Origin of the sequence: Shewanella sp. 2_MG-2023, from assembly GCF_030548905.1 — a bacterium.
Taxonomy (GTDB): Bacteria; Pseudomonadota; Gammaproteobacteria; order Enterobacterales; family Shewanellaceae; genus Shewanella; species Shewanella electrodiphila.
In genome coordinates, this window is the sequence record NZ_JAUOSO010000003.1 from 338,296 (window position 1) to 364,054 (window position 25,759).

The window sequence follows — 25,759 nt, forward strand, 5'->3', positions numbered from 1 at the left end:
AATAAAAAGTATCCAGAAGAATTCAAGAAAATAGTCATTCGCCAAAATTTCTCAATCACCGTCTAGCTAATCACTTAAACATTTCGGCTGAAAACTATAGAGCTATGACATGTGGGCGTGCATTTGAAAGAATAGTATTGCTGCGTAGGTTCAATGATTTCTACAGGAGCAATTCTGACATTTTTACTAAAGAGACCATAAACAAAAAATACTTAACTCTTTCAGTACTGCGGATGCGATGGTCACCAAACGGTCACCATTTGGACACCGATTAGAAAATGCTTGATTTGAATGATGGAGATTTATGAGTAATTTTAAAGAGTCTATTTTAATAAAAGCTGGAAAAGACAAAGGCCTAGCATTTCTGCTAGGCCTTCTAAATTTGGCAGGGGTAGCAAGACTCGAACTCGCAACCATCGGTTTTGGAGACCGCTGCATATACCAATAAATTCAATAATATAACTAACATCTGTAGAATAATAACAGCTAAAAAACCTGCTTTATACTATTGTTTTCATTGAGTCTGCCTAAACTTTTTCTACGCTAATACGCATCATTTATTCGGTTTTTTGAATATATTCAACTTATATTTACCAAAAATAAATTCAACTCAGTGGGTGAGTGAGTGAAATTAACCGCGTGCCGTGGTTTACAATGCTTTATCTTCCAAATTTTGCTTTATGAAAAGAGTAAGATTTGTAAACTTAGTGCTTTGTCGACTGAAACCCATACAAAATGACACCAGTTATTCTTTACAAAATAGTAGAAAATTTAAAATGACTGCTCTATAAAATTTCTTTTCTGTAGGCTTTGTAAGGCGATGGCATCAATGCGTGAAACCATCACTCTGCCAAAGTATCCTAAGTCATGATGGTAAGGTAAAAGTAGCTTCGTAACTCGTTTTTGGACGTGAAATGCGTTACAAAGTTCTGAAAGTTTCTATATTTCGGATAACCTCAGCTATGACAAAGTACGAGTATCACCTACAAGCAAGTGGCCAGTTTAAGTAATCCACTGCCGCCCATCGATTAAGTGCTAATGAAGAAAACAGTTGCTCAGCTGAACATGAAGGCCCTAATCTCAACTTGCATTCAATACTTGAAGGTTAGGATATTTATTGCAGGCTTACACATTGGAAACAAAAGCAGAAGAACGTCGCTCGATTTGACCCATAATGGGTAGCGGATAGATTTCATGGAACGTGCCGAAAACAAACCTGATGTATAATGTTCTTAAAGAGGATGCAGAGGAAACAAGTATATGAGTAAGAAAGTTATCTATATAGACATGGATGATACTCTGTGTGATTACGCAAGCGCTCATCAACTTGCATTGAAGCTTCATCCTGAAATTCAATTCCCCCAAAGCGAGCCAGGTTTCTTTCATGACTTGCTACCAATAAAAGGTGGGATTGAGGCTATGAGGCAGTTATTAACATCCCAGTATTATGATCCATTTATCCTCACTGCCCCCTCGGTCATGAATCCACTTTGCTATACGGAGAAACGAACTTGGGTAGAAGCTCACTTAGGTATGGATTATGTACATCGATTAATTATCTCTCCACGAAAAGATTTACTAAAAGGGGACTTTCTTGTCGACGATTACAATGAAGGAAAAGGACAGGAGTCATTTACAGGTAAAGTAATACACTTTGGTACCGAACCTTTCCTAGACTGGAAAAGCGTGAGAGATTTTCTTGGCATTTAAAGCCAGATCATACTCATATCACTTTAAAACATTAATGAGTTAAGCTCATTTTTGCACAGAAGAGTCCGACATATAATTAAAAAAAAGTTGAACCAGCTATAACCAGCTAGCTTTAATTATAGGATTAGATATAAGCCCCCCTCCTACTTCAAAGGCTGATTAGTAGGAGGTTGGGTTTTGAGTGATTTATCTTGGCTGACCACTTATTGATGGCGAGAATCACTGAGACTGGGTATATCCAGGCAGATTATAAGCTAAAGCCCTTCAGCCATCAGTTTAAACTTTTGCTCAAGAGCATTACAAAGGAAGTCTGTAATTTCCTGAACCATTTCGTCGGCTTCGAGACTGCAAACTGACTTTTGAGTAGATACCCTTTCCTGTACCAAGTCCCTAGACATTTTGGCAAGGCTATCTTTGACAGTTACATCTAAAAATGGACACAGTCCATTAGCATAGCTAAGGACGTTAGCCACAACGTTATGTACAATTTTGCTTGTGGGAACAGAATCTGGGCTGACAGTTTTATAACTGGCTAGATATACAACATTAGAATCAAATAAGTTAGACATAAAACACTCTCTCGAATTAATGAGATTTAAGGAGTTCAGCCAAAGGCTGAACAGTTTTTACTTTTCTATTAGAGTTCTTGGTCTATTAGAAAAATTTATCAACATGTCCTGTGTGTCCTATCTGTTGTCCTGATGTAGTAATAAATCTACTACATCAGGACAACAATAGCACTGTATGAATAAACAGTGCAAGTGTATTTAATAGTTATTTGAAATAGATTAATCGTAATATTCACATTATTAATGAACGAACCTCTCGCCTTTGATAAATACCAAAATAGTTACATTTTAAATTGATTAGTCAGGTGAACACTCAGTTAGCATTTATTCTCTGTAACTCACAATGGTCGGATAAGCGGCACTTGTTACCAAGTGCCGCTCTCCTAAGAACCGTACGAGCAAGCTTCACTGCATACGGCTCACCCCCCCACTAAGGCGTACTATGTTACCTGGTAACCACAGGGGTTACCTTTGCAATACGAGTCCATAAGCAAATAATGAATTGAATAGGATTATGCAGAAATAAAACGTCCTTCCCTCATAATTCCTCCACACTGTTTCTAGTTAATAAGGACCACACATCCACATTAACGAGAAACATCCATGAACGAACATAAGCAGTTTACTCAAAAGAAAAATCAGTTAGCTCACCTGTTAGAAAAGCTCACTGCAGTAGTGAGCTCAGAAGCACTGTATCAGGACATTAGTATTTATGAGGATGATATAGAGCTGGAAATACTTAACTTTCAAATTAAGCAGCACTTGAGTCGTCAAGAAGTACAAGAGTCGGATATTGAACTGGCAACTGATTTTGTTACCAAGTACATAAACGACAGATAATTTCCCAGTGGAGTTCTTAGTTAATAACGAGGACATAAACACTAGGAATTACGATGAACAAGTCAGAAACACAGCTTACTAGGGTCTATAAACGTCAATCAAAAAGCCCATGGGATGATCACAGCACAGTATTATTGCTGGCAGACCATAAACTTGAGAACGATGAGATTCAACTGAGCTTTAATAACTACATTTATTTACATCGAAATGTTGAAGGCAAAATGATCGGTATCAGTATCAGCAAATCGCTGCTTGAAGAGCATGCTGAGCTTGATAGTCAATATCTGACAGGTATTGATGCATACATGATGTTATTGATATACATCGAAGATATTGCCGCTTTTTGTGGGCTATTCAGCAACGAATTCATCAGTATTTTTGGGATACATCCGAACTATTACTATGAGGCTGCTGAGCAATATTGGTCTGATCTCATTATTGCTGCTTACGCACAATAATAACCAACTAGCGAACCCTATGGGGTTCGCTTTCTCGTGGCTGAGGTTATAGCTAAACCACAATGCGATCTAACAAGATTATGGACAATTCCGAGTTACGAATTGGTGTAATTCTGAAAACTTTCAGATAATTTTTTCCATGCAAATAGTGCGTTCAACAACAAATCAACGGCCAAACTCACTTTGCCACCACAACGTGGCTCTACGTCCTTTTCATTCCGAGATATATTTTTATGGAAGCTGCAACAACAATCTTAAACCTGATCGTAAGTTAAATAATTTAGATTATGTAAAGTCGGTGTTGGTGGGTTTCTTCTTCCTGTTTCAGCTATAAGATGTAGGTGCCTCTTTGCTCTCGACGCTATAACATAGAGCAGTTTTTTCGCGGTATTACTTTTATCTGTATCAGTAAAATGTGGCACCATCCCATCAAGTAATCCAAAAGAAATCACCGTTTCATACTCCTCTCCCTTAACCCCATGGATTGATGAAACTTTAACACCACTCTTAGGTATAAATGCTTTTCTAAAGTCTTTAATTGAACCAGCATAATCAATACCTTCGTTTCGAATTCTCTCAATCCTTCGAGTCGAGCTAGTTACAAATGCATCAAGCTGCTCTTGAAGGGAAGAAGTCTCATTTATCGAGAACCCAATTTTCAACGAAAATACCTCAAACGCACGACACAAATATTGAAGACCATCCTGTTCATTTAAATCAATTGAATTCACGATTCTAAGTAGATCTTTGTCTCTTAAGGAGTGCTCACATAGGTCTAGTTCTGACATCGCTTGAAGAAGATCTCTAGCCCAAAACAGCCTTTTAAAATAAATGTTAGGTGATGGGCTCGTCAATAAAAGTCTAGATAGTCGATACCAAAAATTCTCTCGGTCTCTATAAATGGGTGTAAGTCCAGGACCATCAAAAGAGTACTCAGGTAAACTATTAACTAGCCCCCTTGTTAAACTAGCAAGGTGAATCCACCAAGGAGCAACAACACAAACCTCATTTGGTGATACTTCTAATGTCTCTATGTGATGCCGTATTAGTCTTGATATCTCTTCTACAAGATGGTCTTTGTGAGTACTTGAACTGTAGCTAATAAGCCCTGCATGATCTTTGTATTTGGAGTCAGACACCATATTTGATTCGTATACACGGAAGTTTTTACAGTACTCTACGATTCTGGTTGAGCTTCTATAGTTCTTTTCGAGTTCAAATTGTTCAACTTCCTGTTCAGTAAGCCTTCTAAGTTCATCTATTGTAATTGCATAACCACCAAGAGATCCAAAGATAGACTGGTTTGGATCTCCAACAATAAAGATATTGTTACGACCTTCCCCTGCACAGATAATTGATGAAACTATTTGATATTGTAACTCTTTAGTATCTTGAAATTCATCTAACAAAATATGTTGAAAAATCCCGCTCAAAGATTTGGAAATATCGGGGTGTCGAGTGATAAGTACATATGAATATTGAAGAATCTGCTCAAAATCTATCTGTTTGTTTTCACTCAAAATCGCATGATATTGAGTGATGACTGAGTGAACATTGTCAGCCTTATATTGTCCACAACTAAGATTAATACCTTGAGTATTTAAAAAGTACCCACAATCAAAGTAGTTTATTCTTGGGCTTGAATACTCCGTGCATAAAGCGGTGATGATCTCTTCACTAGTATGATTATCTACTACAGTAAACCCATGCTCTAATTCTACGATATATTGAGCGAATGGCCGCAAAATCCAGTCGAGACAAAAAGAGTGAATAGTCCCAATCCACAAAGCAGAAGTATCTACACCTAGATCCACTATTCTTTCTTTAATTTCGTCAGCAGCTACATTTGTATATGTGATTGCTGCAATCTTTTTCTTTGATGAAGAGCCTGCTTCAAGCTCTTTTGCTAGCTTATAGACTAATGTCCTTGTCTTACCACTCCCAGGGCAAGCTACAAGGTACACATTTCCATCATGATCAATGGCACTTATTTGTTCAACATTAAGCTCTTTCGCGTAATCAATCATAACTAAATGTCTCAATAGCTGAGATGGCTGAATCTGATGAGTAAGCTCTTTTAAAACTATCTAGTAGTATATTGAATGGTAGTTTTCCTTCATCAAAAAGCTGGATTGCTTGGTCGATTGGTAGTGATGACGGCGCAAGTTCGCCATTAGGTATAATACCTTGAGAAAAATTGTACTGAATCCGATGATGAATAATTTTACTTAGAATATGTGCTTCAAATTTTCCATGTGCAAAAGAAATAGCCCTTGCTATGTAGCTAGGTAAAGCACAATCAGGAGTCAAAGTATCCCCTAATTGGATTGCAAACCACCCCTTCCCCTCTTGGTTGGCAATAGTTAAAGCTCTATAACCTGATAAATGAATCAACCCAGAGTTAAGCTGCTCAGTAGCCTCTAATATCTTAGCGTCAGTTTTATATACATCAGGAAGTAAAGCTATTACTGATTGCTGGTTTCCCATTTTGATGTAATCAACTTCGAATGTATGATCAGCATAAAAACAACCAACCCATGAATTGTTAAGATAGTCTTCATCCAATTTAGCCTTTCTAGCCTCACCAGACTCAGCAGAACCAATAGCTTTTTTCTTCATGGCCTTTGTTGCGCTGTTATCTGCTGGGTCATCATCTACCCCAAAGAAGGTGGCATCTAAATCAGTAACAATAGAACATTTTTTGTTGATGCGAGAATCATCAAATAGCTTTGCTACGTTATCAAAGCCAGTACTTCCAATGTTAATGACACTCATGCCAATCTCATCAACACTTATTCCAAGCACCTTTTTAATCATGATCGGAATAAGTATTTCTTCAGCATCACCTTCTACCAGAATACAACTCTTAGAAAACAGAAGGTTACTACGCTTAGCGTCAAGGTATCGCTGAATGGCTCTAACTTCTTTTGGATCTAGCCCTGTAGCTGGCTGGAACGCCTTATAGCCGCTATCAGTTTTGCCAATGATGTTCATACTCTCAACATTACTGACATCTGAAATGTGCGTTGAATGCGTGGAGTAGATGATCTGGGTATCTTGGTAATCGAGGTTTTGGAATAATGTACGCTGAATATGTGTATGTATGTGAGCTTCAGGTTCTTCTATAAGAAGAATATTTGCGAAGGTCTCACTTCGCTGTTGGTACTTGAATGACAATAATTTAAGAGCCAAGAAAATAAGATTTGCACCACCAAGGCTTATTTCATGAATAGAACCTTCGTACAGACTATCGTCTTCACCAACACGTAAAGACAAAGATTGAAAAATTTCTTCTGCTTTATCTGAAAGACCTGACTCAATCGACATACCTTTAGGGGAATATGTATGTCCAGCAGCAGAAACTAACGTACTGTGAATATCACCTCTAACTTGAGATACGTCACTTAGAGATTCTATTTCACCATTTAGCTTTTGTACTGTAGCTACAATTGTCTCAAACTCTTGATGATTGATATCACCACTTTTAGCTTTTAACAACTGAAGTAATGGGTTTGTTCTGTTGTTATGGAAGTCTGAGACAACATCTCTAAGTGCTTTGATGTATGTAAATGAAATATCGTCATAAATGCTAAAATAATTGCCTAACTTAGTGCCAATCTGATGATTACTAACTTCACTTGGGAAAATAGCATTCTCAAAATCACCGACTATAGCTTTGTACTCCTCATCATTTGAAAAGTCTGCTGTACTCCTGCCTGTAATCCGAGTTTCATAGTCTTCTATGGTTATTGTATCTAAGATAGCTTGTAAACCAGCTTTATCGCCATGAGTTAAATCTGAAAGTTGTTTTCTAATGTTTGGCTTTGGCCTATAGACTAAATTGTATGTAGCTGTGGTACTTTCATCAGTGCTAATCCCTGCTGCCCCATGAAAGAATAGAGACTGAATTGCTTCATCAGCCGATAAGTTTGAGAATTCAAGGCTTACTATTATCCAGTGCCCTCTCCAATCATCTAGCCCCCTAAAAAAATCTGTTTCTTCTAGTCTCATAGCAGATCTTCTAAGATTATCGTCAAGTAGTAACCTAATTGCTCTAAACACGTTAGTCTTACCAGAGCCATTCTCACCGACTATAGTGTTAACACCTTCTTTCAATACAAAGTTTGAATTTCTGAAATTTCGGTAGTTTCTTAGTGTTACTCTTGAAATATGCATTAACGATGCTCTTTATATTTAATTATTTTTAGTTAGATTCAGCTTTATTTTTATCACATATCTACTTTTACAGGATAGCCTAAAGCTCTCAACGCTTTGTTAGTTCTGCCATTTCTTGGTGGTGTATATTCAGGCTTAGCCCATCCAGCAACTTCTGCAATTGAGCTTAAACCATAATGTTCAATTCTTAGCTCATCATTCTTTGCAGCACTATAGATTCTTTCCCACATCAACTCAGGCTTGCCACCATAAAGAACATAGTGAAGTAACTCTGGAATCCCCTGCCCTTTGGTGTTCTTGAGCTTACTCATCTTCTCAGCAAACAATGGAGCACGTTGTTCCATATCTAAGCTAACAGAATCAGGTTTACCAAGAAGTGCGGGACTCACCTTCGAATAATGGTTTCTAGTTGCATGAGTACTTTCAAATACTTCACCAAGTTCTTCAGTACTTAACGTAAGGACCTTCTCTTTTGCTAAGTTACTTCTAATCAAAGGAGCACTGATTTCAAATGTATGATCTTCATATGAAGGTGGCTCTGGTTGAGACTTCCACCACTGAAGCATTTCAACCAACCTAGATTGTGGATCATCTTTGTATGAATGGTGCATTTGTTCGAATGGATATGAAGCACCTTCACGAACCATATTGTAATAGTAAGCATGAAGGAATTGGTCAACTTGCCAATATTCTGGGATATCAGGACTAACCCAACTTGGGCGGTAATCATTCACAAGCTGTGCAATATGCTCCATGTATGAAATGGCACTATCCCACTCTTTCTTGAATGCTTCCTTACGCTTATCTATAGCGGCTTTTTTCTCTTGGAAAGCTAATCCTTCCCAGAAAGGGTGGCTACGTATTTTATTAGCATCTATCTCTAGTTGTTGAGCTTGTTTAGATCTATATAACTCATCTAGCTTAAGTTGCTCTTCATAAATTTCTTTAGTCAAAGGAAATGCTTTATCTAAGTTCTCCAAACCAGAAAAGAAGTCTTCCAATTGTTCTAACATTCCTGAGCTGTAGAGATCTTCATCAGAAAAGAAAACACCAGCTTCTATGTTGTTATACCACGCTCTCTCGGTGAGGTTTGCAGACCCAATATATGCACCATGTCCTTTAAACCATATGACCTTTGCATGAAGTCTATCTGGGATTAAGTGACAGAAAACGCCATCTTTCATATGGAACAACAGTTTCTTAAGAAATGAAGGTGCAACAGGAACAGTTTGATCGTATCGCATCCAGATATTCAATCTATACTTGTTATCAACACAATGTTTCAGTAACGAAGTTTTATCGTCACCGTATGCTATTGCGGCAACAACCTCATCAATTTCAGTACCAACTGGTGGGAAGATATTTTGGAAATACTGACTATTGATACCATTAGCAATTAACTTCATGAAAACACTCCAAAATCGTTATAGTTGTTTTGTACCATGAAACCTATAGATAAACTATGCGCTAAAACTACTAATTGGATTTTATTATTAGCCTAATGAATAACAAAATACTGTTGATTTGTATGTATTTTCATGGAATCAATGACGCCTTGAAATACTATATATTTCATGAGTAAGTTGTGACAGGTGAAGGAAATGTGTCTAGCGCTCAAATAGTCAAAGAAGTGAAACAAGGGCAGCATCTTGATACCCATAGCTATAAGAGAAATAGTGTTGAATACGCAAGGAACAATCCGAACAACGACAAACCAGATAACATCAATGATTAACCTAAGTGCTAAAGGGCATTTTATTGCCATTACTTCATCCTATTGATAAGGCTTCGGGGTCAGGTCTTGTATTTTTCCTACTCATTAACGCATGTATGGCAAACGTACTTAGCTGAAGACTACTCAGCCTGGTTAGTTAACACACTTTGGGGCATAAACGTGTTCCCCCCTAACCCATTACTGGACTCAAAAGTGTCAGCAGCATCCTTTTGACATGTACCTGGACACAACTTTGTCAGCGACCTTGCTAAATTAGCAATCTATAAAATAACTTTAGTATGGCAAATCTGGGCATTCCTGCTCAGAGTGCTTGAACTTTTATGCGTGATTTACAATTTACACCTCATGTCCAAATTCAGCTGATTAAGCCTATATAGGGGGAAGCATAAGAATTTTTTGAACAGTAGCAAAAAATATTTTTATATTCTGAGAGGGTGAAGTTATTCCGTATGGAATAACCCATATTCCATATGTACTCTATTTATCGCGTAAAATGCAACGTTGCTATTCATCTGAACAACGTTGCATATAGCTATTAATCAAATTATTAGCTAATTATCATCGCCCAAAGATGTATAGATGTTTAATAAGAATTTTTTATTTTCAATAGCTAAAGTTTCAGCTATGAATATTTTTAAAAATTGATTTTAGATTAAATTCTTGGCTAAACCTATAGCCCTCAACAGTATTCTTTTAAGGTTTAAATGAGCGATCAAGTTTCCGAAACACTTATTTTGGATAAAGTTAAGACATCTATCATCGGTGAGATTGATATGCCGAAAGAGTATGGAGGGCTTAAAGTCCATAATCGTATTGAAGATTACGACTGTTACCATGATGAAGGTAGCATGGTGCTTTCCACTGCTTGTTGGCGTCAATATATTGGTGCATGGGAAATTGTCGATGATGCCTTATTTCTAAATGAGATTACAGGCAAATACCAAAAGACTGAATCTTCACCACTGTTTGCTGGCTGGTATACAGGTGTCATAGAACTACTGGAGGAGGAGCCCGATTTTTTTACTGATGGCGAATATAGAGTTGAGTACACCGCAACTAAACTGATTACTATCGTGTGTGGAAAGGTGGTAAAAACTTCTTACCAAGACTCGAATGTTTCAGGATTCGTATCTCGTCGTTCTAGGCGTGAAATTAATCGATTGATCGGCGCAGCAGCTGCAGAATCTGATTATTGCTTTACCATGAATAATGAAAAGGATAATAGTTCACTATTAATTGTATTTCAATTTGTAGCCCAAGAACAGCTAGAGTTATATTTTGGTAAACTATTGATTTTGATTCAAAATAATTGGCTTCCTTTACAGGTAACAACATCGCTCTCAAGTTCGCTAATTGGCCATGACAAAAAGCACTCTTTGATTATTTCTGCTGGTGCGCATTGGGTTCAGGATGTTAGCGAATTTTTATGTATTTATCCTTTACCTGATGATTTAGACCCTCCTAATATCGTAAATCATATTAAGGGGGTATGGGATTTTGATAGAGATTATAGCTTTATTACACGGTTGTAATTGGTAATTTCATTATTACATCAGCAGATAAAACCCGATACAGGAGCTGTTTCTATATATGGTCTTTTAGACCTAAGTCGTAATAAACGATAGTTAGTATGTAGAAATTAAAGGAGGCATGGTGGTTAATATAGCTAGTAAGGCAGAGAGGGGGATACAAAAACAACAGATTCGATTGGAACTAAGTAGTTTACCAGCCGAACTTAGGCAGCTACTCCCTTTAAGTCAGGCATATAGACTCACGTCTCAGACAATCAAGAATGCGATTATCCCTAACCTGAATGAAAGGCGTAAACCTTATGTTTGTCCAGAATGCCACAAGATGTATTTTGAAATTTTCACATTAGGTGAGCATTATGCAAAGGTGCACTCAACAGATTATTTGGCTCCTATACCTAAATGTTGGCCAAACAAAATTAAAAATAAACCAAAAAACACAAAAGGGAAAAAAACAAAAGGTAAAAGAAGCAGCGGTGAGATTGGTGAGGGAAGTATGTTCAAGACGCTCGTTCATAAAACCAACTCTAGGAATTGGAAGCAAATTAAGTAATCCGCCTATTCTTTCGAATTTTAAAAGAAGAAATAATCCATAGTTAAAAATTTATAATGACTAAAATTGAATAATTCTACTCTTGCAGTAGTTGCGCAAATTCAAGCTAGAATTCTGTTCTAAAAGTCTTCTTGTACGTTTTTTTAATAGTATCACCTGATAACCTATCAGGTGATGATATGACTTCTAACTAGGTGGCCAAATTAACTATGCCACTACAGTAATATTTTTCAGAGGACTAATAATGGAAATAACATGCTTAGACCCTTTAGGGATTAGTGGCTACGAAAGAGAAGCAAATGAAAGGCTTGAGATAGCCCTACCTAACAGTTGGAAAGGATACTCATCCCTCGAAATGAGGGGAAGACAAAGTGGAGAGTTTGAAGGTGATTTAATTCTCGTAACCCATGACCGAATAATAAACGTTGAATTTAAAAAGTGGTCAGGGAAAATCTTTTCTAGAAATGGGAAGTGGGTAGTACAGTTTCCTGATGGGCGAGAGGAGCACCGAAGTAATGGTTTGCGTCAAGCAAGAAGGTCGGCTCAAATATTGTCGACAAAATTAAAAGAGCGATTAAGTAACAGGTTTGTGCCTTGGGTTGATCACTGTGTAGTCTTATGCGGAACCGCTGGTAAAGATGATCTACATCCTGACGAACAAGACTATGTATTTACGTTAGAGGAGTTCTCTAATATAGGCGAAGACAAAGTCTATAAGAAGTATTTTAAAAATGATGTATCATGGATGATAAAGCGAAAAGAGGATGCTCCTAATAAAAACTTAAAACAATGGGATAAAATCTTTTCTAGTAATAGTGCTGATTTCAAAGCAAAAAATTACTCTGCTAATAATTATGTCTTACAAGGTCAGCCTCTATTCCAGCATAGAGATGGACTATACTCTGAATACCAAAGCCAACGTTCTGATAATCATAATTACAAAGCGCTAATGCGTAGATGGGATTTCACCTCTCCTTGTATCGTTGAACATACTAGAACACCAGAGCAAAGATCTTTAATAGCTCACAGAGAAAGTGATGTACTTGGCTATATCGCGAGTCAAGATGAAGATCTTAAGGATACATATCTTCGCTTAGAGTATATACCAAGTGAATTATCTTCCGATTTTGTTGAACTATATGAATGGCCAAATAAAAAAGAACGCCTAGATACATTTGTGAGAAAGAACAGTACAAAGCTTACTGAAGAAAATAGACTCAACCTAATTCAAGCTCTCGTAAGTCGTTTAGCTAGCCTTCATGATATTGACGTGGCACACCGCGACCTTGGTAATCACAGCATCTGGGTATCTTTACCGAGTAAGGTTGTATTATCTAATTTCCTAACAGCGACCTACCCAGATCCGCAAAATAAAACAGTCTCTAACATTCGTAAAATACTTCAGCACAACCAGATTGAAACACCTGAAGAGTTATACGATGATTCTGAGGGTACACACTATACTCGTGATGTATATCTGGCTGCAGCCGCCTGTCACTATATTGCCTTCGGCAAGCCGCCCATAAAAGAAGATGGCATTTATTTATGGGAACCAATTAAAGATAATTCAATATGTCAACGACTCGGGAAATGGTTTGAAAGGGCCTTAGAGCTTGAAGCTTCTGCTCGTTTTAAAGACCTACGAGAAGCTCTTACTGAGCTTAATAAATTATTGAATGTAGGTGAGTCTGATGGTGAAGATAAGCTAGGTCTGCTAGCAAACTTTCACTCCTCAAAAAACATCTATGTTGACTTTGGAGTCACTAGCCCAGTAAAGGTTGACGGGACATTCAATTTCTTAAAAGCTACCGATGATTCTTTTGGCCTGAAAGCTTGGTTTGGGGTGAGTGATGTGTCAGCTGATGGTGGTGTTAATAGCCAACTACTGTCATTTTTTAATAGGCTAGAGATTAGAAAAAATGCAGACATAAAGTGCCTTCCAAAAATTATTGATTATGGCTTAAACCCACAAATGACCTGTGCTTTTTTCCAGTTTGAGTGGATAAAAGGCATCACCTGGAAACAGCTCGTTGAGTCTAAGCAAATTGATAGCCCTACTTTACAGATCAAACAGCTACTATCATCACTAATTGAATTACATTCGGCAAATATTCATCATGGTGATATACATCCCGAGAATATAATTGTCAGTGACAACGGATTGGTATTTATCGATATCATTGAACTAGATGAAAGTCGATATACGCCTACTTATTCTCCTGCTAATCACGAAAATATTCCTACGGCAAGTATAGATCGTTACGCCATTGTGAAAATAATTAGTGAGTTGTCAGTGTTGAGCCAGTTGATTCATTTGAGAAAATATTTAGACCAACTGTGTGAGCTTCCTGAAATATCAAGTCAAGAAATTATAAAACTGCATGATGAACTAGAGGGCATTATTACCCCACCTCCTCTCAAGTTAGTAAATACTTTTAAGATTTATCATAAAAACCTTCAAATCAGACAGAGCAAGCTATTGTCTGATGATGGTAAATATTACCTAGATTTAGACATAAACAAAGGCAAAGATGGAAATCTAGTTTCTGTTCGAATCACAGGTGTGAAACATCGCTTGAGCATGCTAATTCACCCAGAAAAGAAATTTGTTGTTTCAGCCAATTTTGATGAAATTAGACATAACGATTTCATCAAAAACAAGAAAAATTCAATCTTAGAGTTAAGTGGAGATATTTACTTTTGCGAATATGAGGCTGAAAGCTCTGAAGAATTTTTTGATGAAATACTTGAAAGCCCAGTATACCAAGAGCTTTGTAAAGAAGGTTCAAGCTCAGAGGGAAGTAACTCTGACCAAAAAATAATAACATCAACTAACATAAAAAGCTCCAAAGTAACGGATGCAAGAGATGTTTGGAAAGCTCTAGTTGAAACGGAACACGAAAGTAACCCAAGAGTTGAGATATCTACAGACCCGAGAATTCAGGGAGATAAGCATACATTTCAATATACTAGCGAAGGTGCTTCTTTAGATTTCAACTTAAATACAGAGCGTGTTTTTGTGTATGCAGAGAGGCATGGAGAGTTGCGACGAATAGGGAATCTCATTGATATTGGTCCAAATTCAATGGCAATAAACATCTGGGGTAAAGCGAGAGTTGAACTAGGTGATACGTTAGTTCTTGAAGGTGCATTGACGGCATCATCATTAAATAAAAGGAAGCTAGCCACGGAGAACTTAGTAAATAATAGAAGTGTTATCCGTAATATCGCGGATTACTTTTCCCCAGGAGTAGCTGTTGAGCCAACTGAACAATCAGAGCCAACTGATGCTGAGTTAGATTCTTACACTGAGTCAGACTGTAATGGAAAGATCATCTTTAAGCTAAATGAACAGCAGCGCGAAGCTTTCAAGGGTTTATATAAATATGGTCCGGTAAGCTTGCTTCAAGGCCCCCCGGGCACTGGTAAAACGGCATTTATTGGTTCTTTCATCCATTACTGTATTTCTAATGGTGCTAGAAGGGTACTTTTGGTCAGTCAATCTCATGAAGCTGTCAATAATGCCACGGAAAAAGTTAGGTCATTATTCGGACGAAATGACACAGAAATAGATATTGTACGTCTTGGTGATCAGCATGTACTTTCTGAACAGCTAGACGATGTTGGAGAGAAGGCGCTCCAAGAGCACTATAGAGATAGGTTTAAAGCTGAATATGAAGAACGTATTGCTAGAGTCGCACGAGAGTTAGGCATTGATGAAGACTTTACAAAAGTAGCTACTGAGTTTGAGAGGTCATTTGGTAAGCAATTAGACCGTATACTTTCACGCATGAAAGATACGGACAGCGACATTGCAGGCACTTTAGTGAATCAGATTGAAGGGTTAAATAAAAAATTACCGGAATTCTTTTCCCGGAAAGCAAGTATGGCTCTCAATTTAGGTGATATCGAGCTTGCTTATTATAGAGAATACATTTATTCAGCTCTGGCAAGACACTATGAAATTTTCTCTGGTGATTTGTTGTCAAAGTTCAAAAATATTGTCTCAATTTCAAATGAGTGGCTGAGCGTTATGGCTTCTAGCCAATCGCAATTTCAAAACTTTTTATCAAAGACACGGACTTTAGTATGTGGAACTTGTGTTGGTATAGGGCGTAACCACTATGGAATCCAAGAGAACACTTATGATTTAGTCGTGATCGATGAAGCTGCTAGATCGCCAGCAAGTGAGCTTGCAATTGCAATGCAGGTAGGGCGTAAAGTTCTTTTAGTTGGGGATCATAAGCAACTCCCTCCATTATTTGATGACGAGCATATAAAAGCCGCAAAAAGAATTTTACCAGCAGTTAGCACTGATGAGCTCAAGCGTAGTGATTTTGAAAGAGCATTTGTTTCTAGCTATGGGAAGACTGTAGGCCGTTTTCTTAAAGTTCAATACCGTATGATACCGGCAGTAGGAAACCTTGTATCGGAATGTTTTTACTTAGAAGAAGGTGGATTAGAAACTGGCAGGGGTGTAACGGAAAAAGCTTATCTAGAGCTATTTGAAGATATATGTACGCCTGTGACTTGGATTGACACTAGTAAAGCTAAGAGGAAATCTTTTGAGTCTAAACCAACAGCTAAAAACGCAAACCTGAAAAGTTATGTCAATAGATATGAGTCTGAAATTATATTAGGGCTTCTGAATAAGCTAGCATCTCATGACAATGCTGAATCCCTCTTTATAGATGGTGATGAACCAAAGATCGGTATCATTTGTATGTATGGTGAGCAAGTAAGGCATCTAATTCGAGAGATTAATGGCGTTGCATGGGCTCGAACATTACTAGAAAAAGGAATCATTAAGGTAGACACGATCGATAGTTATCAGGGTAAAGAAAACGATATTATTATTGTTTCTATGGTTAGAAGTAATTCAAACGGCAGCCAAGGCTATGTTTCTTCAGAAAATCGCGCGAACGTTGCACTTTCTCGAGCTAAGGAAGCCTTGTTCATAATTGGTAATTCGGATATGTGGCAGAGTCACAATGAAGGTTCAGCGTTTGGACGAGTATTCGAGTATATTTCAAGCCACAACGGTAAGGAATACTCGGTTGTTAATTCACAGTTTCTAGAGGCTAAAAAATGAAGATTCAATTGAGCAAGGTTTGCTTTGGCTTACCAATGAAGTCTTTTTTTATGGATTACACTGTGAGTAAGAAGCGCGAACTACCAGTTGTTAAAGAATTTGTAATTAGGCTTATTTATTCATTGACTTCAACTAGCTTGGAAACGATTCAGGATTATTTTGGCTTCACGAGCAAAGAAATGCTGGCTATTGTTGATGATTTGCAAGAAGAGAACTTGATTGAGTGGGAGTCTGGAAAGATAAAATTGACTTATTATGCGATGAGTAAGTTTTCAGAAGAAGATGGAAATTTAAGACCTACCTTTTTTGAAGTGACTGACGAAGCATCTCCAGTCGAGTTTGAGCTTTACAGTTTCCGAATGCTGTCTACTGATGTCAGACGTTCAGGATCTCAAGATTTTAGTGTATCACTCAACTTGCCAGATGAATGCTATCGGAATTTATTGGGTAAAGCTCAAAATGCTTTCGATACAAACTTCAGTTTATTTAGAGAAGTTGTCTTAAAAGAGGATGTTTTTTCAGAAATAAAAGAACTGTATAAAATAAATCAAGTATCAGACAGGTTTGACTCAACACTCCCGCTTGAGGTTGAGTATTTTGTGGATACAGAGTCACCTAACATTTTAAAAATGAAATATGTTTCAAATACTGTGGATGATTGGGATGAGGAAAAAGCAATTTTTTCACTCATGGACTCAACTATTCAAGCCGAACCTTTTAAAGATTTGTACGAAAGTTTAAACGAGTACCTTGAGGTTTCTAATGATCCGCTTTTGGTTCAGTATTGGGACGATGATGCTAGAACACTCAATATTAAAGCTATAGCTAATCATTATGAAAATGGATTAACCAAGCTAAATGACGACACATTTATGCTACTTGGTAACTTCTATACTGAAAGAAATCGAGACATTTTAACGAGTCGACTTAAGTTAATTTTTGAAAATAAACCAGATAATTCAGGCTTGATTTGGCTAACCAACGCTGAATCAAAAACGTGGGGGAAAACAACTGACCTAAGTAAATTAGTAGATGAAGTGTATAGCTTTTTCGACAAAAGGAAGAAAACGTCAAAAGTTGTCTTAGGTATGGCTTGTGAAAGTTTTCAAGAGTCTATGACCCTGAGGAATAATTTTTGGAAGCTATCTGATGCTAAACTAATGGATTTCCCTGCTAGATTTGGCGGTTCCAATGCCGAATTTATGATCATTCCTGGCTTAATGGTTGCAAGTTTGTTTCATGCCCAACTAGATGATCAACGTGATATTTCATTTCCGGTAGGTTATGTGAGTTTTGAACCTAAGTTTATTTCCGAAGTATCCAAAAAACTTCTGGATTGGGCAACGCAGCAACCTAAGTACAATGACTTTTTTGAAAAGAAAGATGTTGAGGAAGGACAAAAAGTTCGTAATAAATTCTTTATGCCGATCCTTCAACAGAGTATTGATATCGAGTTGAATCAATCTTTGAATTTTAGCGTAAATGAGCAACCGGGAATTAGCAAAACTCACGTAGAAGAAATTAAGGCTTTCGATACTTATGAGTCTAGTGAGTCTGCTGAAAAAAGCTGTCAAATGGCTTTATCAGAGTATAAAGATATTGGTGAAAGTCGTCTTAAAAACCTAACAGGCTCAATTAAACCATCCAAACTATGGGATATTGCATTTTATCATTACTCACATTCTGACGCCTCCAAGATGCACTTAGATTTACTCGCTTATGCGGGTAAGCAGAGCTTGGAACTAATTGCCGTTCACTTAATTCAAAATACAGTAGGTCTTGCAAGTTCAGGGCATTTGGGTTTAGTAAAGCAAAGCTTGATATCGGGTGTAAAAAGCAAGCTAGTAGAATTAGGGCTGATAGATAGAATACAAAAAGGAAGTAGTACAAAAGATACGGAATCTGAAAAAATTGAACGTCAAGTAGTCATGCAGCTCATTGGAGCGTCTTGGGTTATGAATCAGATCGGCTGGCTCTATGAGCTAGCGCAGACTCTAGATATCAGTTTAGACTTATCAAACGAAAAGCCAATAAAAATGGTTTTACAAGAATATGCTCAATCTAAAAAGCTTCAGATACCTCAATATGATGTAGTAGCGACTTCAGGTCCCCAGCACAATCAAGTTTTCTCTGTCCAGTGCAACTTTAATAATAAAATAACTGTTGGAAACGGAAACTCAAAAAAGAATGCTTCTGAGGACGCTGCCCGTAAACTTTATAAAAACTTGGATATATCTAAATCAACCACACATAACTCGAACGCGCAGAAAATATGCATTCTTCCTAATGACATATATAAGTGGACTAAATGTAAGAGCTATAGGGTTCACGAAGATATTGTCCAACTTTTTGGAATTCCAAAAGAAATCAAGAGTGGTGTAGCATTTGTTCCAGCAAGACTTTGGAAGGAATATGCAACCTCAGATGGTGGCAACAAAACTTTGGCTCAATTGGGTGTACAACTACAACAGGCGATAATATCAAGGGAATTGATAATAAAATGTATAGAAAATGATGATTGGTCTATTGGGGAAGTTTATGCTGGAGTCTCAAGGGAATTAGTGAGCGATGAATTTTACAGCGAGTTTAACTGGCTCAGTACTTTGATTTGGAGAGAACCTTTCGCTAGACTGATCCCACCTGAAGAGCAGGGCTCATACATAATGAGTGTTATCAAAGCTTTGTATGGTCTGTCTTATCTATCCATGTTTGAAGATAACGATTGTGCTCCCGACATCGAGAAAGCAATGGCATATCGACCTTTTATGCTGATCAGGGAATCATTAAACAATGATAAGTACATAAATAAATCAGGAAAAGATAGTAAAACTCAACTTCAAGAAGTAGCTCAACATTTAAAAGTACCATTACCTATCTATGAAATTACCCAAACGGAAGGAGAGCAGCATAACCTAGTTTTTAAAGTAAAATGCTCCTTTAAAGGGCAGATCACTTTTGCTGAGGGCGCTTCATTTAATAATGCCTCACAACAAGCTGCACTGGTAATGCTACAAAAATATAAAAGGAAAAAAGAGTAAGTAAAGATATAAATATTTAGCTATAAAACAATCACTTGAATATGATATAAGTTAGTGCAAATAAAGAGCTTCTAGCAAGTGAACAACTTATGCTGAAGCTTTCTAACTCATGGAGGTGACACTTATCCCCCATAGAGCTCTTAACTTTATTTATTAAAACTATTCTCTCTTCCTCACTCATATTCTCAAGCAAGCACAGCAGCTCAGCTGTGCTTGCTGATTCACAAAAAAGTAAGACACGGTCACACCTAACTCTTCGGCCATCGCTTTTAGCGTGACGTAATAGGGAGTTTAGTGGATTAGCAAAATTGGACATAATCAGAGTGCTAGTCATGAGTAAAAGTAAGTCTAATTGCGGAAGTTGAAATCAAATTCAATTTCGCATTGGCTCATAATGGGGCATAAACGAGTACGGCATCCACAATTTACCTTAATCGTCTTTCCTGACTATACTTGCAGAACAATTAACAAGGATTGTTAAGAGGTTGCATGGAGCACATTGATCTAGGTTTAATTTGGGCCACTATTGGCCTATTATGTGTACTTTTTTCTATTATTTATTACTTGTCATCAGGTGATTAGTTGAAATTTTTTTACTCTCATCCTATTTAACTAGCTTAATTTCTCCAGCTTCAGGCTTACTTATTATTGCGGAGGGAAACATGGATGCCTCGGCGCAGTGAAACGGAGTTCTTTTTATGGATAAAATTAATCTCTGGTGATTCTTCCATTGTGTTGAATACCTCACTCTTCTGTAATGCCTGAATGGCTTTGCCTTGAAAGACACCCTTGGGGTGTCTTTCTCGTTTTTGTGCCGGTTAAAATCTATTGATAAAAAACATTTTCTAATTCACTGCATAATACGGTTCGATATATGATTTTGCTTTGTAATAGTGTGACGTCTTGTGATGTTAAAAGTGCTTTACGAGTCTTTTTATCTACTCGAGTCACCATCTCTTCGAATAGTTGGTTATGCAGTCGCTTAATATCACTAAATACCTGCAAGGATTGAGAGAACAACATGACCTTGTCGTAATAGCCATTATTGAGGCCATAAAGCCATTTTAATAAAATGGTCTGTCGTGCAGCTTTGGTTTTAAAGGAATGTTCTAGTTCAATTGCAACAAGGCTACCCGTTGGCTCTATGACAATTCCATCTACGTTTCTTACGTCATTTGATTTAAAGAGTCGCTTAAATTCAGGCTCTGTGACTAATGAAATCCAGTAAGGGTTATCCTCACCTGTTTTGACCTTATTGTGAATGCCTCGTAATTGGATATATTGCATCATTAAATCATGCATGATGGTGTTCTGATTAACCCTTAATGCGGGCTTGTCGTTGGTGCGAAAGTAGACCGCGATGGATAACAACTCTTCTGCATATTTTGCGCCCGCGTAGTCCAGTACATACACACGGTCATCAACAGACCGATGTGTTATCACTAAGCTGAGCAACTTTTCTTTTACAAGCTTATTGAGGTGTTCGAGTGCTTGCCGCTTGGGAATACCATATATCACCGCGATGAGGGTTGGCGAGGTGACACCAAATCGAGCCACCATTTTAATGGTTAACTCCCGTCTGGCTTTACCCGTCTGATTATTATTTTCCCCTGGTATATATTTCATGGGCATGAACAAATAAGGTTGATACTTTTCAGCCAGTTTCCCTGAGGAAAACACAGCAGTATTGATAGTGTGTTGTAGTTGTAGATACACGTTCATATTGATATTTTTTATGCTTTAATTTTTAGGTATTCATAACTAGTTTCACTGAGTACGAAGTGTCATTTTTTATCTGTAAGGTATAGATATTCATGCCGTTAAAGCGAGTTATCCCTGTCGGGATGAAAATAGCGATGAACATCGCTACCAAGCCAGCCTTTGGCTGATGAGAGTTTAACTTCGTTAATCCCTCATATGCTCTGAAGCGCCCACCTGCTCTGATGACTCGTCATCGGCGCAGCTTTACGAGCTACGCTCTAGCACTTCACAGCATCAAACGCGCATGTATTTCGCTACGCTCTGTACTAACCGCATTTTCACCGCTTATGACGAGTGGATGTGTTCCACCTCATTTCCCTCTTTCATCGCTATGGTTTTCTGGCGAAAACCACACAGGTTTAGCCTTCAATTTGTACCAAATGTGAGACTAAATTTTGCTGAGGCAAAACTAAAATTCGGTTAGTACAGACCAGCTGTACATGCGCGTGCTGCTTCTCGCCATTACTTCGTAATAACTCACATCCGCGTTTTGAAAGCATGTTTCACATGCCGCATTATTGCAGAAAATCGTGCCGATTTTTGCTAAATAAATAAAATTCTATCGAATAAATGCAAAGAGAATAAAAGCTGAAAACCGAATTTTTTGAGTCTTAAGGGAATCTAGGTATCTGACGAGGTGAACAAAGAAAGGGCAAATATTTATTAATGAGCTTTCAGCCAAACAAGTTTGCAATTCAACTTTTTTTCATTAACTTAAACATAGAACAGTAATCAACCTTCTTTTTAAAGGACACATTATGACTTCTAAAAATAACGACCCTATTACCAATATTGATGGCACACCTATGGTTTCAGGCTCAGGTTTAGACATCAAAGGTAACCCATTCGGTATCACTGAAAGCAGTAGTTCAATAAGCACTTGTGATACCGATATTTCATCAAGCTTCGATACTTTTGATTCTTGTTCAAGTTTCGACTCAGGTTTTGATTCGGGTTTTGATTCGGGGTTTGATAGTGATTTTTAATCAACAAAACGAGGCGTTTTATGCTCGTTACACGCCGGTACTTATTTTACTCATCTCGACCATAGTTTGTGTGACTATGTTTTGGATAACCAATAGTCCTTTATTCTGTTTACCTTCAAGCTTATTGTATTTGAAATTTATAATCGGAGCATGTGCTTATGATAGAAAGTACAAGGACAAAGGGCTGCCTGAGGACTCTTGGTTAAAATGTCGCTACTTACTATTTAAGTTTTTTTAATTTAGAAATCAGCAAAGGTATCAGCTTAAATTCACTAAGCTGATACCCTGCAAGGAGGTTCCATGGAATTCTTACTCCCCTTCACTGTGTTAATCGTCGGATGCATCATTATTTGTAAAAAGTGCAAAGAAGCAGAAAATGATAATAATCAATGACAATAATCAATGACAATAATTTAGACCTTATCAAGCTAAACCTTATATAAATTACTTAGAAGTTTTTACAGAACTTCTAAGTAATTAGCTCACTCTCCTCAAAATATGCCTTTAACACACCAAAGTTGAGTGATTTAAAAAAACTTTAAATTCACAACCTCTTAATGAAAATAACGACGAGCAACAGAAAAGCAAAAAAAAATTATATTTTTTTTCAAAAAAAACACCCATCAAAAATATCTACTTTAAAAACAGCAACATAAATTCAAATGAATAATTATTTTTTTATAAGCTGGCATAATCTTTTTTTTGAAATCTCGACAATATCGAAAATACTGGCCTGGATTTAAACATTGTCAATTATTCAAAAGAGGAACAAATGGCACTACTTACAGAAAAAGATCTAGAACAACTTAGTGGTTTCACGCAGCCAGCTGCACAAATCAAATGGCTATTACTCCAAGGTATTAAACATTTTGTTCGTAAAGATGGAAGACCATCACTGACTTGGGATTTTGTAAATAATCCTAATGGAGCAACAAATAAAACTGCTAAACCAAACTTTGGAGCCTTAAATGCGAACTCGTAAAACTAATGATTCATGGATGCCACCTTTTGTTTATCTACATAAGCGCGCAGGAGTTGCTGAGAGTTATGTCCTAAAGCGTCATAATTCAACGAAGGTGCTATGTAAGAGTTCCGCTAGTAAAGCTGAAGTTTGGCAAGCATATGAAAGTGAAATAGCAGAAATGAGTTCAAGCTACACTGTAAATCGATTAGTAATAGACTATCTCAACAGTACAAACTACTCCGAGCTTGCCCCAAGAACACAGAAAGATCGCGACATAGAACTAAAGCGATTTAGTAATGTCTTTGGTGAAATGAAACCAGATGATATTAGAGCTCCAGACATACGCCAATATATGGACCTACGCGGACAAGCTAGCAAAACCCAAGCTAACCACGAACTAGCTGCAGCTAGTGTAATGTTTGGTTGGGGGTTCGAGCGAGGAAAATGCAACAGTAATCCCACCAAAGGGGTAAAAAAGTTTAAACTTAAGACCCGTGATAGATATATATCCGACACTGAATACAACGCAGTTTTAGCATGTGCAGAGCAGCGTCTACGGATAGCTATTGAGATAAGCTACCTATGTGCAGCAAGACAAGGCGACGTACTTCAGCTCACCTGGGAGCAAATATATGATAATGGTATTTTTATCCAGCAAAGTAAAACTGGTAAAAAACAGATAAAGGAATGGTCTAACAGACTAAGAAAAGTAATTGATGAAGCAAAGTTATTGCACAAAGATTGTAACAGTCCCTATGTCATCAACAAAAAACACGGTGGAAAACTAACTGCAGATGGATTACGTAGTGCATGGAAGCGAGCAAAGCTAAAAATGGAAAAAGATTACCCAAATATCGAACGTACATTTACATTCCACGATATTAAAGCTAAAGGAATCTCTGACTTTGAAGGCACAATGTCACAAAAACAGCAATTCTCTGGTCACAAGACCATGGAGCAATTGAATACATATGACCGTAAAGTGACTGTGGTACCTACTATTGGCAGTAGTGTGAAGTGAATATAAAATCGAAAATAAAACTTTTATTTTCTACGCTATATTCTACACAATTGAAAACGGCTCGCATATTTCTATGCAAGCCGTTGTTTTATTTGGCAGGGGTAGCAAGACTCGAACTCGCAACCATCGGTTTTGGAGACCGCTGTTCTACCAATTGGAACTATACCCCTGTTGACGGAATGCATTATGCTAAAACCACTGCAAAAGGTAAAGCATTATTTATCACAAACGCACTGACTGTGGGTTTTTCAGCCAAATATAGCGATATATAATCCATTTTAGCTTATACACAGACATTAAACTTAAATACGCTATTTGTGCTGCAACAGATCACATACTTTCAAATGTTAACAGACTCTAATTTTAATGGAGGAATACAATATCGAAAGTTTTATTGTTGAATTAACAAAAACGAGAAAAGCCGTAAGCATACCATTAGATCATGATTGAACGGCACTAAGCGGCTAACACAAGATATGAGAACATTAGTGTCTTCGCTTTTATTAAGTACATTCTTAGTCCGCGTTATTGTGAAGAAAATGTATTGATTAAGGCGCAAAGGAAAGGAATAAATATTTCAGCCCCTCCCCTAACAAAGCTGTTGAGCTTTTCGTAATACTGGCTGAGCGGCCTTTCACTAATTAACGACAAACTACTAGCAACCTGCCTAATGACAAGCCTACTGAATACTTTAGAGAGCCCACATAACTCTTATATGCGCTACATTACCAGTTTTAACAAGGGAAAATTAAAATGTAGCTGCTTTAGTGGGTAAATATACAGTTCATGTTACCTTTCTTTGAAACATCCAAACGAAAAAAGCCTCACCTTTCGATGAGGCTTTCGTATTTGTGGGTGAGTACGGCGATAGCCGTGAGCTTACGAACGCGAAGCTAGGGCGGACTATTTTTTGTAAAAGTCCGCGATGCCACAACAACTAATTAGAATATTTTAGATACGAAAAAGCACTATCACTCTCTATAAACAAGAAATGATAGGGCTATAAACGCCAGACACGAAAAAGCCCTAACATTGCTGTTAGGGCTTATCGTAATGTTGGCGGAGCGGACGGGACTCGAACCCGCGACCCCCGGCGTGACAGGCCGGTATTCTAACCAACTGAACTACCGCTCCTTTAGTAAATTGCTTGCGCATATTACTAAATTCTTTTTAAGTCGCTAACGTGTCAAAGTTAGTAGACTGCTTTATCGTAATAAAGCTACTCTTTTGAGTAAATTAGGCGCTTGGCGATGACCTACTTTCACATGGGGAGACCCCACACTATCATCGGCGCGATTGCGTTTCACTACTGAGTTCGGGATGGGAT

Annotated in this window: 16 protein-coding genes, 2 tRNA genes and 1 rRNA gene; 11 read left to right on the forward strand and 8 right to left on the reverse strand. The window is 37.6% G+C overall.

Features of this window, described 5'->3' with window-relative positions:
- Positions 1-1,260 precede the first annotated feature (1,260 nt).
- Positions 1,261-1,710, forward strand: coding sequence for a hypothetical protein (locus Q4600_RS05355; RefSeq protein ID WP_303513475.1), 450 nt, complete (start codon positions 1,261-1,263; stop codon positions 1,708-1,710).
- Positions 1,711-1,964: 254 nt separating this feature from the next.
- Here Q4600_RS05355 and Q4600_RS05360 read toward each other — a convergent pair whose 3' ends face one another.
- Positions 1,965-2,279, reverse strand: a complete 315-nt coding sequence (locus Q4600_RS05360; protein WP_303513476.1) for a hypothetical protein — start codon at positions 2,277-2,279, stop codon at positions 1,965-1,967.
- 603 nt (positions 2,280-2,882) lie between these two features.
- On the opposite strand from Q4600_RS05360, the gene Q4600_RS05365 reads away from it, so the two are divergent.
- Both Q4600_RS05365 and Q4600_RS05370 read left to right on the forward strand, forming a co-directional pair.
- Complete coding sequence (locus Q4600_RS05365) at positions 2,883-3,119, forward strand: hypothetical protein (RefSeq protein WP_303513479.1); 237 nt, start codon at positions 2,883-2,885, stop codon at positions 3,117-3,119.
- Positions 3,120-3,172: 53 nt separating this feature from the next.
- The gene (locus Q4600_RS05370) at positions 3,173-3,577 is read left to right on the forward strand and encodes a hypothetical protein (protein WP_303513480.1); all 405 of its coding nucleotides are present in this window, start codon (positions 3,173-3,175) and stop codon (positions 3,575-3,577) included.
- A 254-nt stretch (positions 3,578-3,831) separates the two neighbouring features.
- Here Q4600_RS05370 and Q4600_RS05375 read toward each other — a convergent pair whose 3' ends face one another.
- From Q4600_RS05375 to Q4600_RS05385, 3 genes are read right to left on the reverse strand one after another with little or no spacing between them, the layout of a single operon-like run.
- The gene (locus tag Q4600_RS05375) at positions 3,832-5,604 is read right to left on the reverse strand and encodes a UvrD-helicase domain-containing protein (protein ID WP_303513484.1); all 1,773 of its coding nucleotides are present in this window, start codon (positions 5,602-5,604) and stop codon (positions 3,832-3,834) included.
- Positions 5,597-7,753: an ATP-dependent endonuclease gene (locus Q4600_RS05380; RefSeq protein ID WP_303513485.1), complete on the reverse strand. Its 2,157-nt coding sequence runs from the start codon at positions 7,751-7,753 to the stop codon at positions 5,597-5,599. Before Q4600_RS05380 ends, Q4600_RS05375 begins: the two co-directional genes overlap by 8 nt.
- Before the next feature lie 53 nt (positions 7,754-7,806).
- Entirely contained in the window at positions 7,807-9,159 is a 1,353-nt protein-coding gene (locus Q4600_RS05385) for a phosphatidylserine/phosphatidylglycerophosphate/cardiolipin synthase family protein (RefSeq protein WP_303513487.1), read from the reverse strand.
- 179 nt (positions 9,160-9,338) lie between these two features.
- On the opposite strand from Q4600_RS05385, the gene Q4600_RS05390 reads away from it, so the two are divergent.
- From Q4600_RS05390 to Q4600_RS05410, 5 genes are all read left to right on the forward strand, one after another.
- On the forward strand, positions 9,339-9,488 hold the full coding sequence (locus Q4600_RS05390; protein WP_303524359.1) for a DUF3892 domain-containing protein: 150 nt from the start codon (positions 9,339-9,341) through the stop codon (positions 9,486-9,488).
- A gap of 704 nt (positions 9,489-10,192) precedes the next feature.
- Positions 10,193-11,020, forward strand: coding sequence for a hypothetical protein (locus Q4600_RS05395; protein WP_303513490.1), 828 nt, complete (start codon positions 10,193-10,195; stop codon positions 11,018-11,020).
- Between the two features lie 121 nt (positions 11,021-11,141).
- The gene (locus tag Q4600_RS05400) at positions 11,142-11,570 is read left to right on the forward strand and encodes a hypothetical protein (protein WP_303513492.1); all 429 of its coding nucleotides are present in this window, start codon (positions 11,142-11,144) and stop codon (positions 11,568-11,570) included.
- Between the two features lie 244 nt (positions 11,571-11,814).
- Positions 11,815-16,662 (forward strand): AAA domain-containing protein, encoded by a 4,848-nt coding sequence (locus Q4600_RS05405; protein ID WP_303513493.1) that lies wholly within the window; start codon positions 11,815-11,817, stop codon positions 16,660-16,662.
- Positions 16,659-19,700 carry a putative dsRNA-binding protein gene (locus tag Q4600_RS05410; RefSeq protein WP_303513495.1) on the forward strand — a complete coding sequence of 1,014 codons (3,042 nt, stop codon included), beginning with the start codon at positions 16,659-16,661 and terminating at the stop codon, positions 19,698-19,700. The genes Q4600_RS05405 and Q4600_RS05410 overlap by 4 nt, the downstream gene beginning before the upstream one ends.
- An 825-nt stretch (positions 19,701-20,525) precedes the next feature.
- Here Q4600_RS05410 and Q4600_RS05415 read toward each other — a convergent pair.
- A complete protein-coding gene (locus Q4600_RS05415) occupies positions 20,526-21,422 on the reverse strand; it encodes a hypothetical protein (protein ID WP_303513497.1) in 897 nt (298 codons plus the stop codon).
- Positions 21,423-22,219: 797 nt separating this feature from the next.
- Between Q4600_RS05415 and Q4600_RS05420 the strand changes: the two genes are divergently transcribed.
- The 3 genes from Q4600_RS05420 to Q4600_RS05430 all read left to right on the forward strand — a co-directional run bounded on the left by Q4600_RS05420 (position 22,220) and on the right by Q4600_RS05430 (position 24,432).
- Positions 22,220-22,447 carry a hypothetical protein gene (locus Q4600_RS05420; protein WP_303513499.1) on the forward strand — a complete coding sequence of 76 codons (228 nt, stop codon included), beginning with the start codon at positions 22,220-22,222 and terminating at the stop codon, positions 22,445-22,447.
- A gap of 772 nt (positions 22,448-23,219) precedes the next feature.
- Complete coding sequence (locus tag Q4600_RS05425) at positions 23,220-23,429, forward strand: DUF4224 domain-containing protein (protein WP_303513501.1); 210 nt, start codon at positions 23,220-23,222, stop codon at positions 23,427-23,429.
- Positions 23,416-24,432 (forward strand): tyrosine-type recombinase/integrase, encoded by a 1,017-nt coding sequence (locus Q4600_RS05430; protein WP_303513503.1) that lies wholly within the window; start codon positions 23,416-23,418, stop codon positions 24,430-24,432. The genes Q4600_RS05425 and Q4600_RS05430 overlap by 14 nt, the downstream gene beginning before the upstream one ends.
- A gap of 93 nt (positions 24,433-24,525) precedes the next feature.
- Here the strand turns inward: Q4600_RS05430 and Q4600_RS05435 are convergent.
- The 3 genes from Q4600_RS05435 to rrf form a co-directional block, all read right to left on the reverse strand.
- Positions 24,526-24,602, reverse strand: a tRNA-Trp gene (locus tag Q4600_RS05435).
- A gap of 887 nt (positions 24,603-25,489) precedes the next feature.
- A tRNA-Asp gene (locus Q4600_RS05440) sits at positions 25,490-25,566 on the reverse strand.
- A 108-nt stretch (positions 25,567-25,674) separates the two neighbouring features.
- A 5S ribosomal RNA gene (rrf, locus tag Q4600_RS05445) occupies positions 25,675-25,759 on the reverse strand; the annotation flags it as partial.

Excerpts from the sequence above, each read along its gene's own strand:
- Q4600_RS05370 (WP_303513480.1), top strand. The coding sequence starts at position 3,173 with ATGAACAAGTCAGAAACACAGCTTACTAGGGTCTATAAACGTCAATCA.
- Q4600_RS05425 (WP_303513501.1), top strand. The coding sequence starts at position 23,220 with ATGGCACTACTTACAGAAAAAGATCTAGAACAACTTAGTGGTTTCACG.
- Q4600_RS05365 (WP_303513479.1), top strand. The coding sequence starts at position 2,883 with ATGAACGAACATAAGCAGTTTACTCAAAAGAAAAATCAGTTAGCTCAC.
- Q4600_RS05375 (WP_303513484.1), bottom strand. The coding sequence starts at position 5,604 with ATGATTGATTACGCGAAAGAGCTTAATGTTGAACAAATAAGTGCCATT.
- Q4600_RS05420 (WP_303513499.1), top strand. The coding sequence starts at position 22,220 with ATGACTTCTAAAAATAACGACCCTATTACCAATATTGATGGCACACCT.
- Q4600_RS05430 (WP_303513503.1), top strand. The coding sequence starts at position 23,416 with ATGCGAACTCGTAAAACTAATGATTCATGGATGCCACCTTTTGTTTAT.
- Q4600_RS05385 (WP_303513487.1), bottom strand. The coding sequence starts at position 9,159 with ATGAAGTTAATTGCTAATGGTATCAATAGTCAGTATTTCCAAAATATC.
- Q4600_RS05405 (WP_303513493.1), top strand. The coding sequence starts at position 11,815 with ATGGAAATAACATGCTTAGACCCTTTAGGGATTAGTGGCTACGAAAGA.
- Q4600_RS05360 (WP_303513476.1), bottom strand. The coding sequence starts at position 2,279 with ATGTCTAACTTATTTGATTCTAATGTTGTATATCTAGCCAGTTATAAA.
- Q4600_RS05395 (WP_303513490.1), top strand. The coding sequence starts at position 10,193 with ATGAGCGATCAAGTTTCCGAAACACTTATTTTGGATAAAGTTAAGACA.
- Q4600_RS05380 (WP_303513485.1), bottom strand. The coding sequence starts at position 7,753 with ATGCATATTTCAAGAGTAACACTAAGAAACTACCGAAATTTCAGAAAT.
- Q4600_RS05355 (WP_303513475.1), top strand. The coding sequence starts at position 1,261 with ATGAGTAAGAAAGTTATCTATATAGACATGGATGATACTCTGTGTGAT.
- Q4600_RS05415 (WP_303513497.1), bottom strand. The coding sequence starts at position 21,422 with ATGAACGTGTATCTACAACTACAACACACTATCAATACTGCTGTGTTT.
- Q4600_RS05410 (WP_303513495.1), top strand. The coding sequence starts at position 16,659 with ATGAAGATTCAATTGAGCAAGGTTTGCTTTGGCTTACCAATGAAGTCT.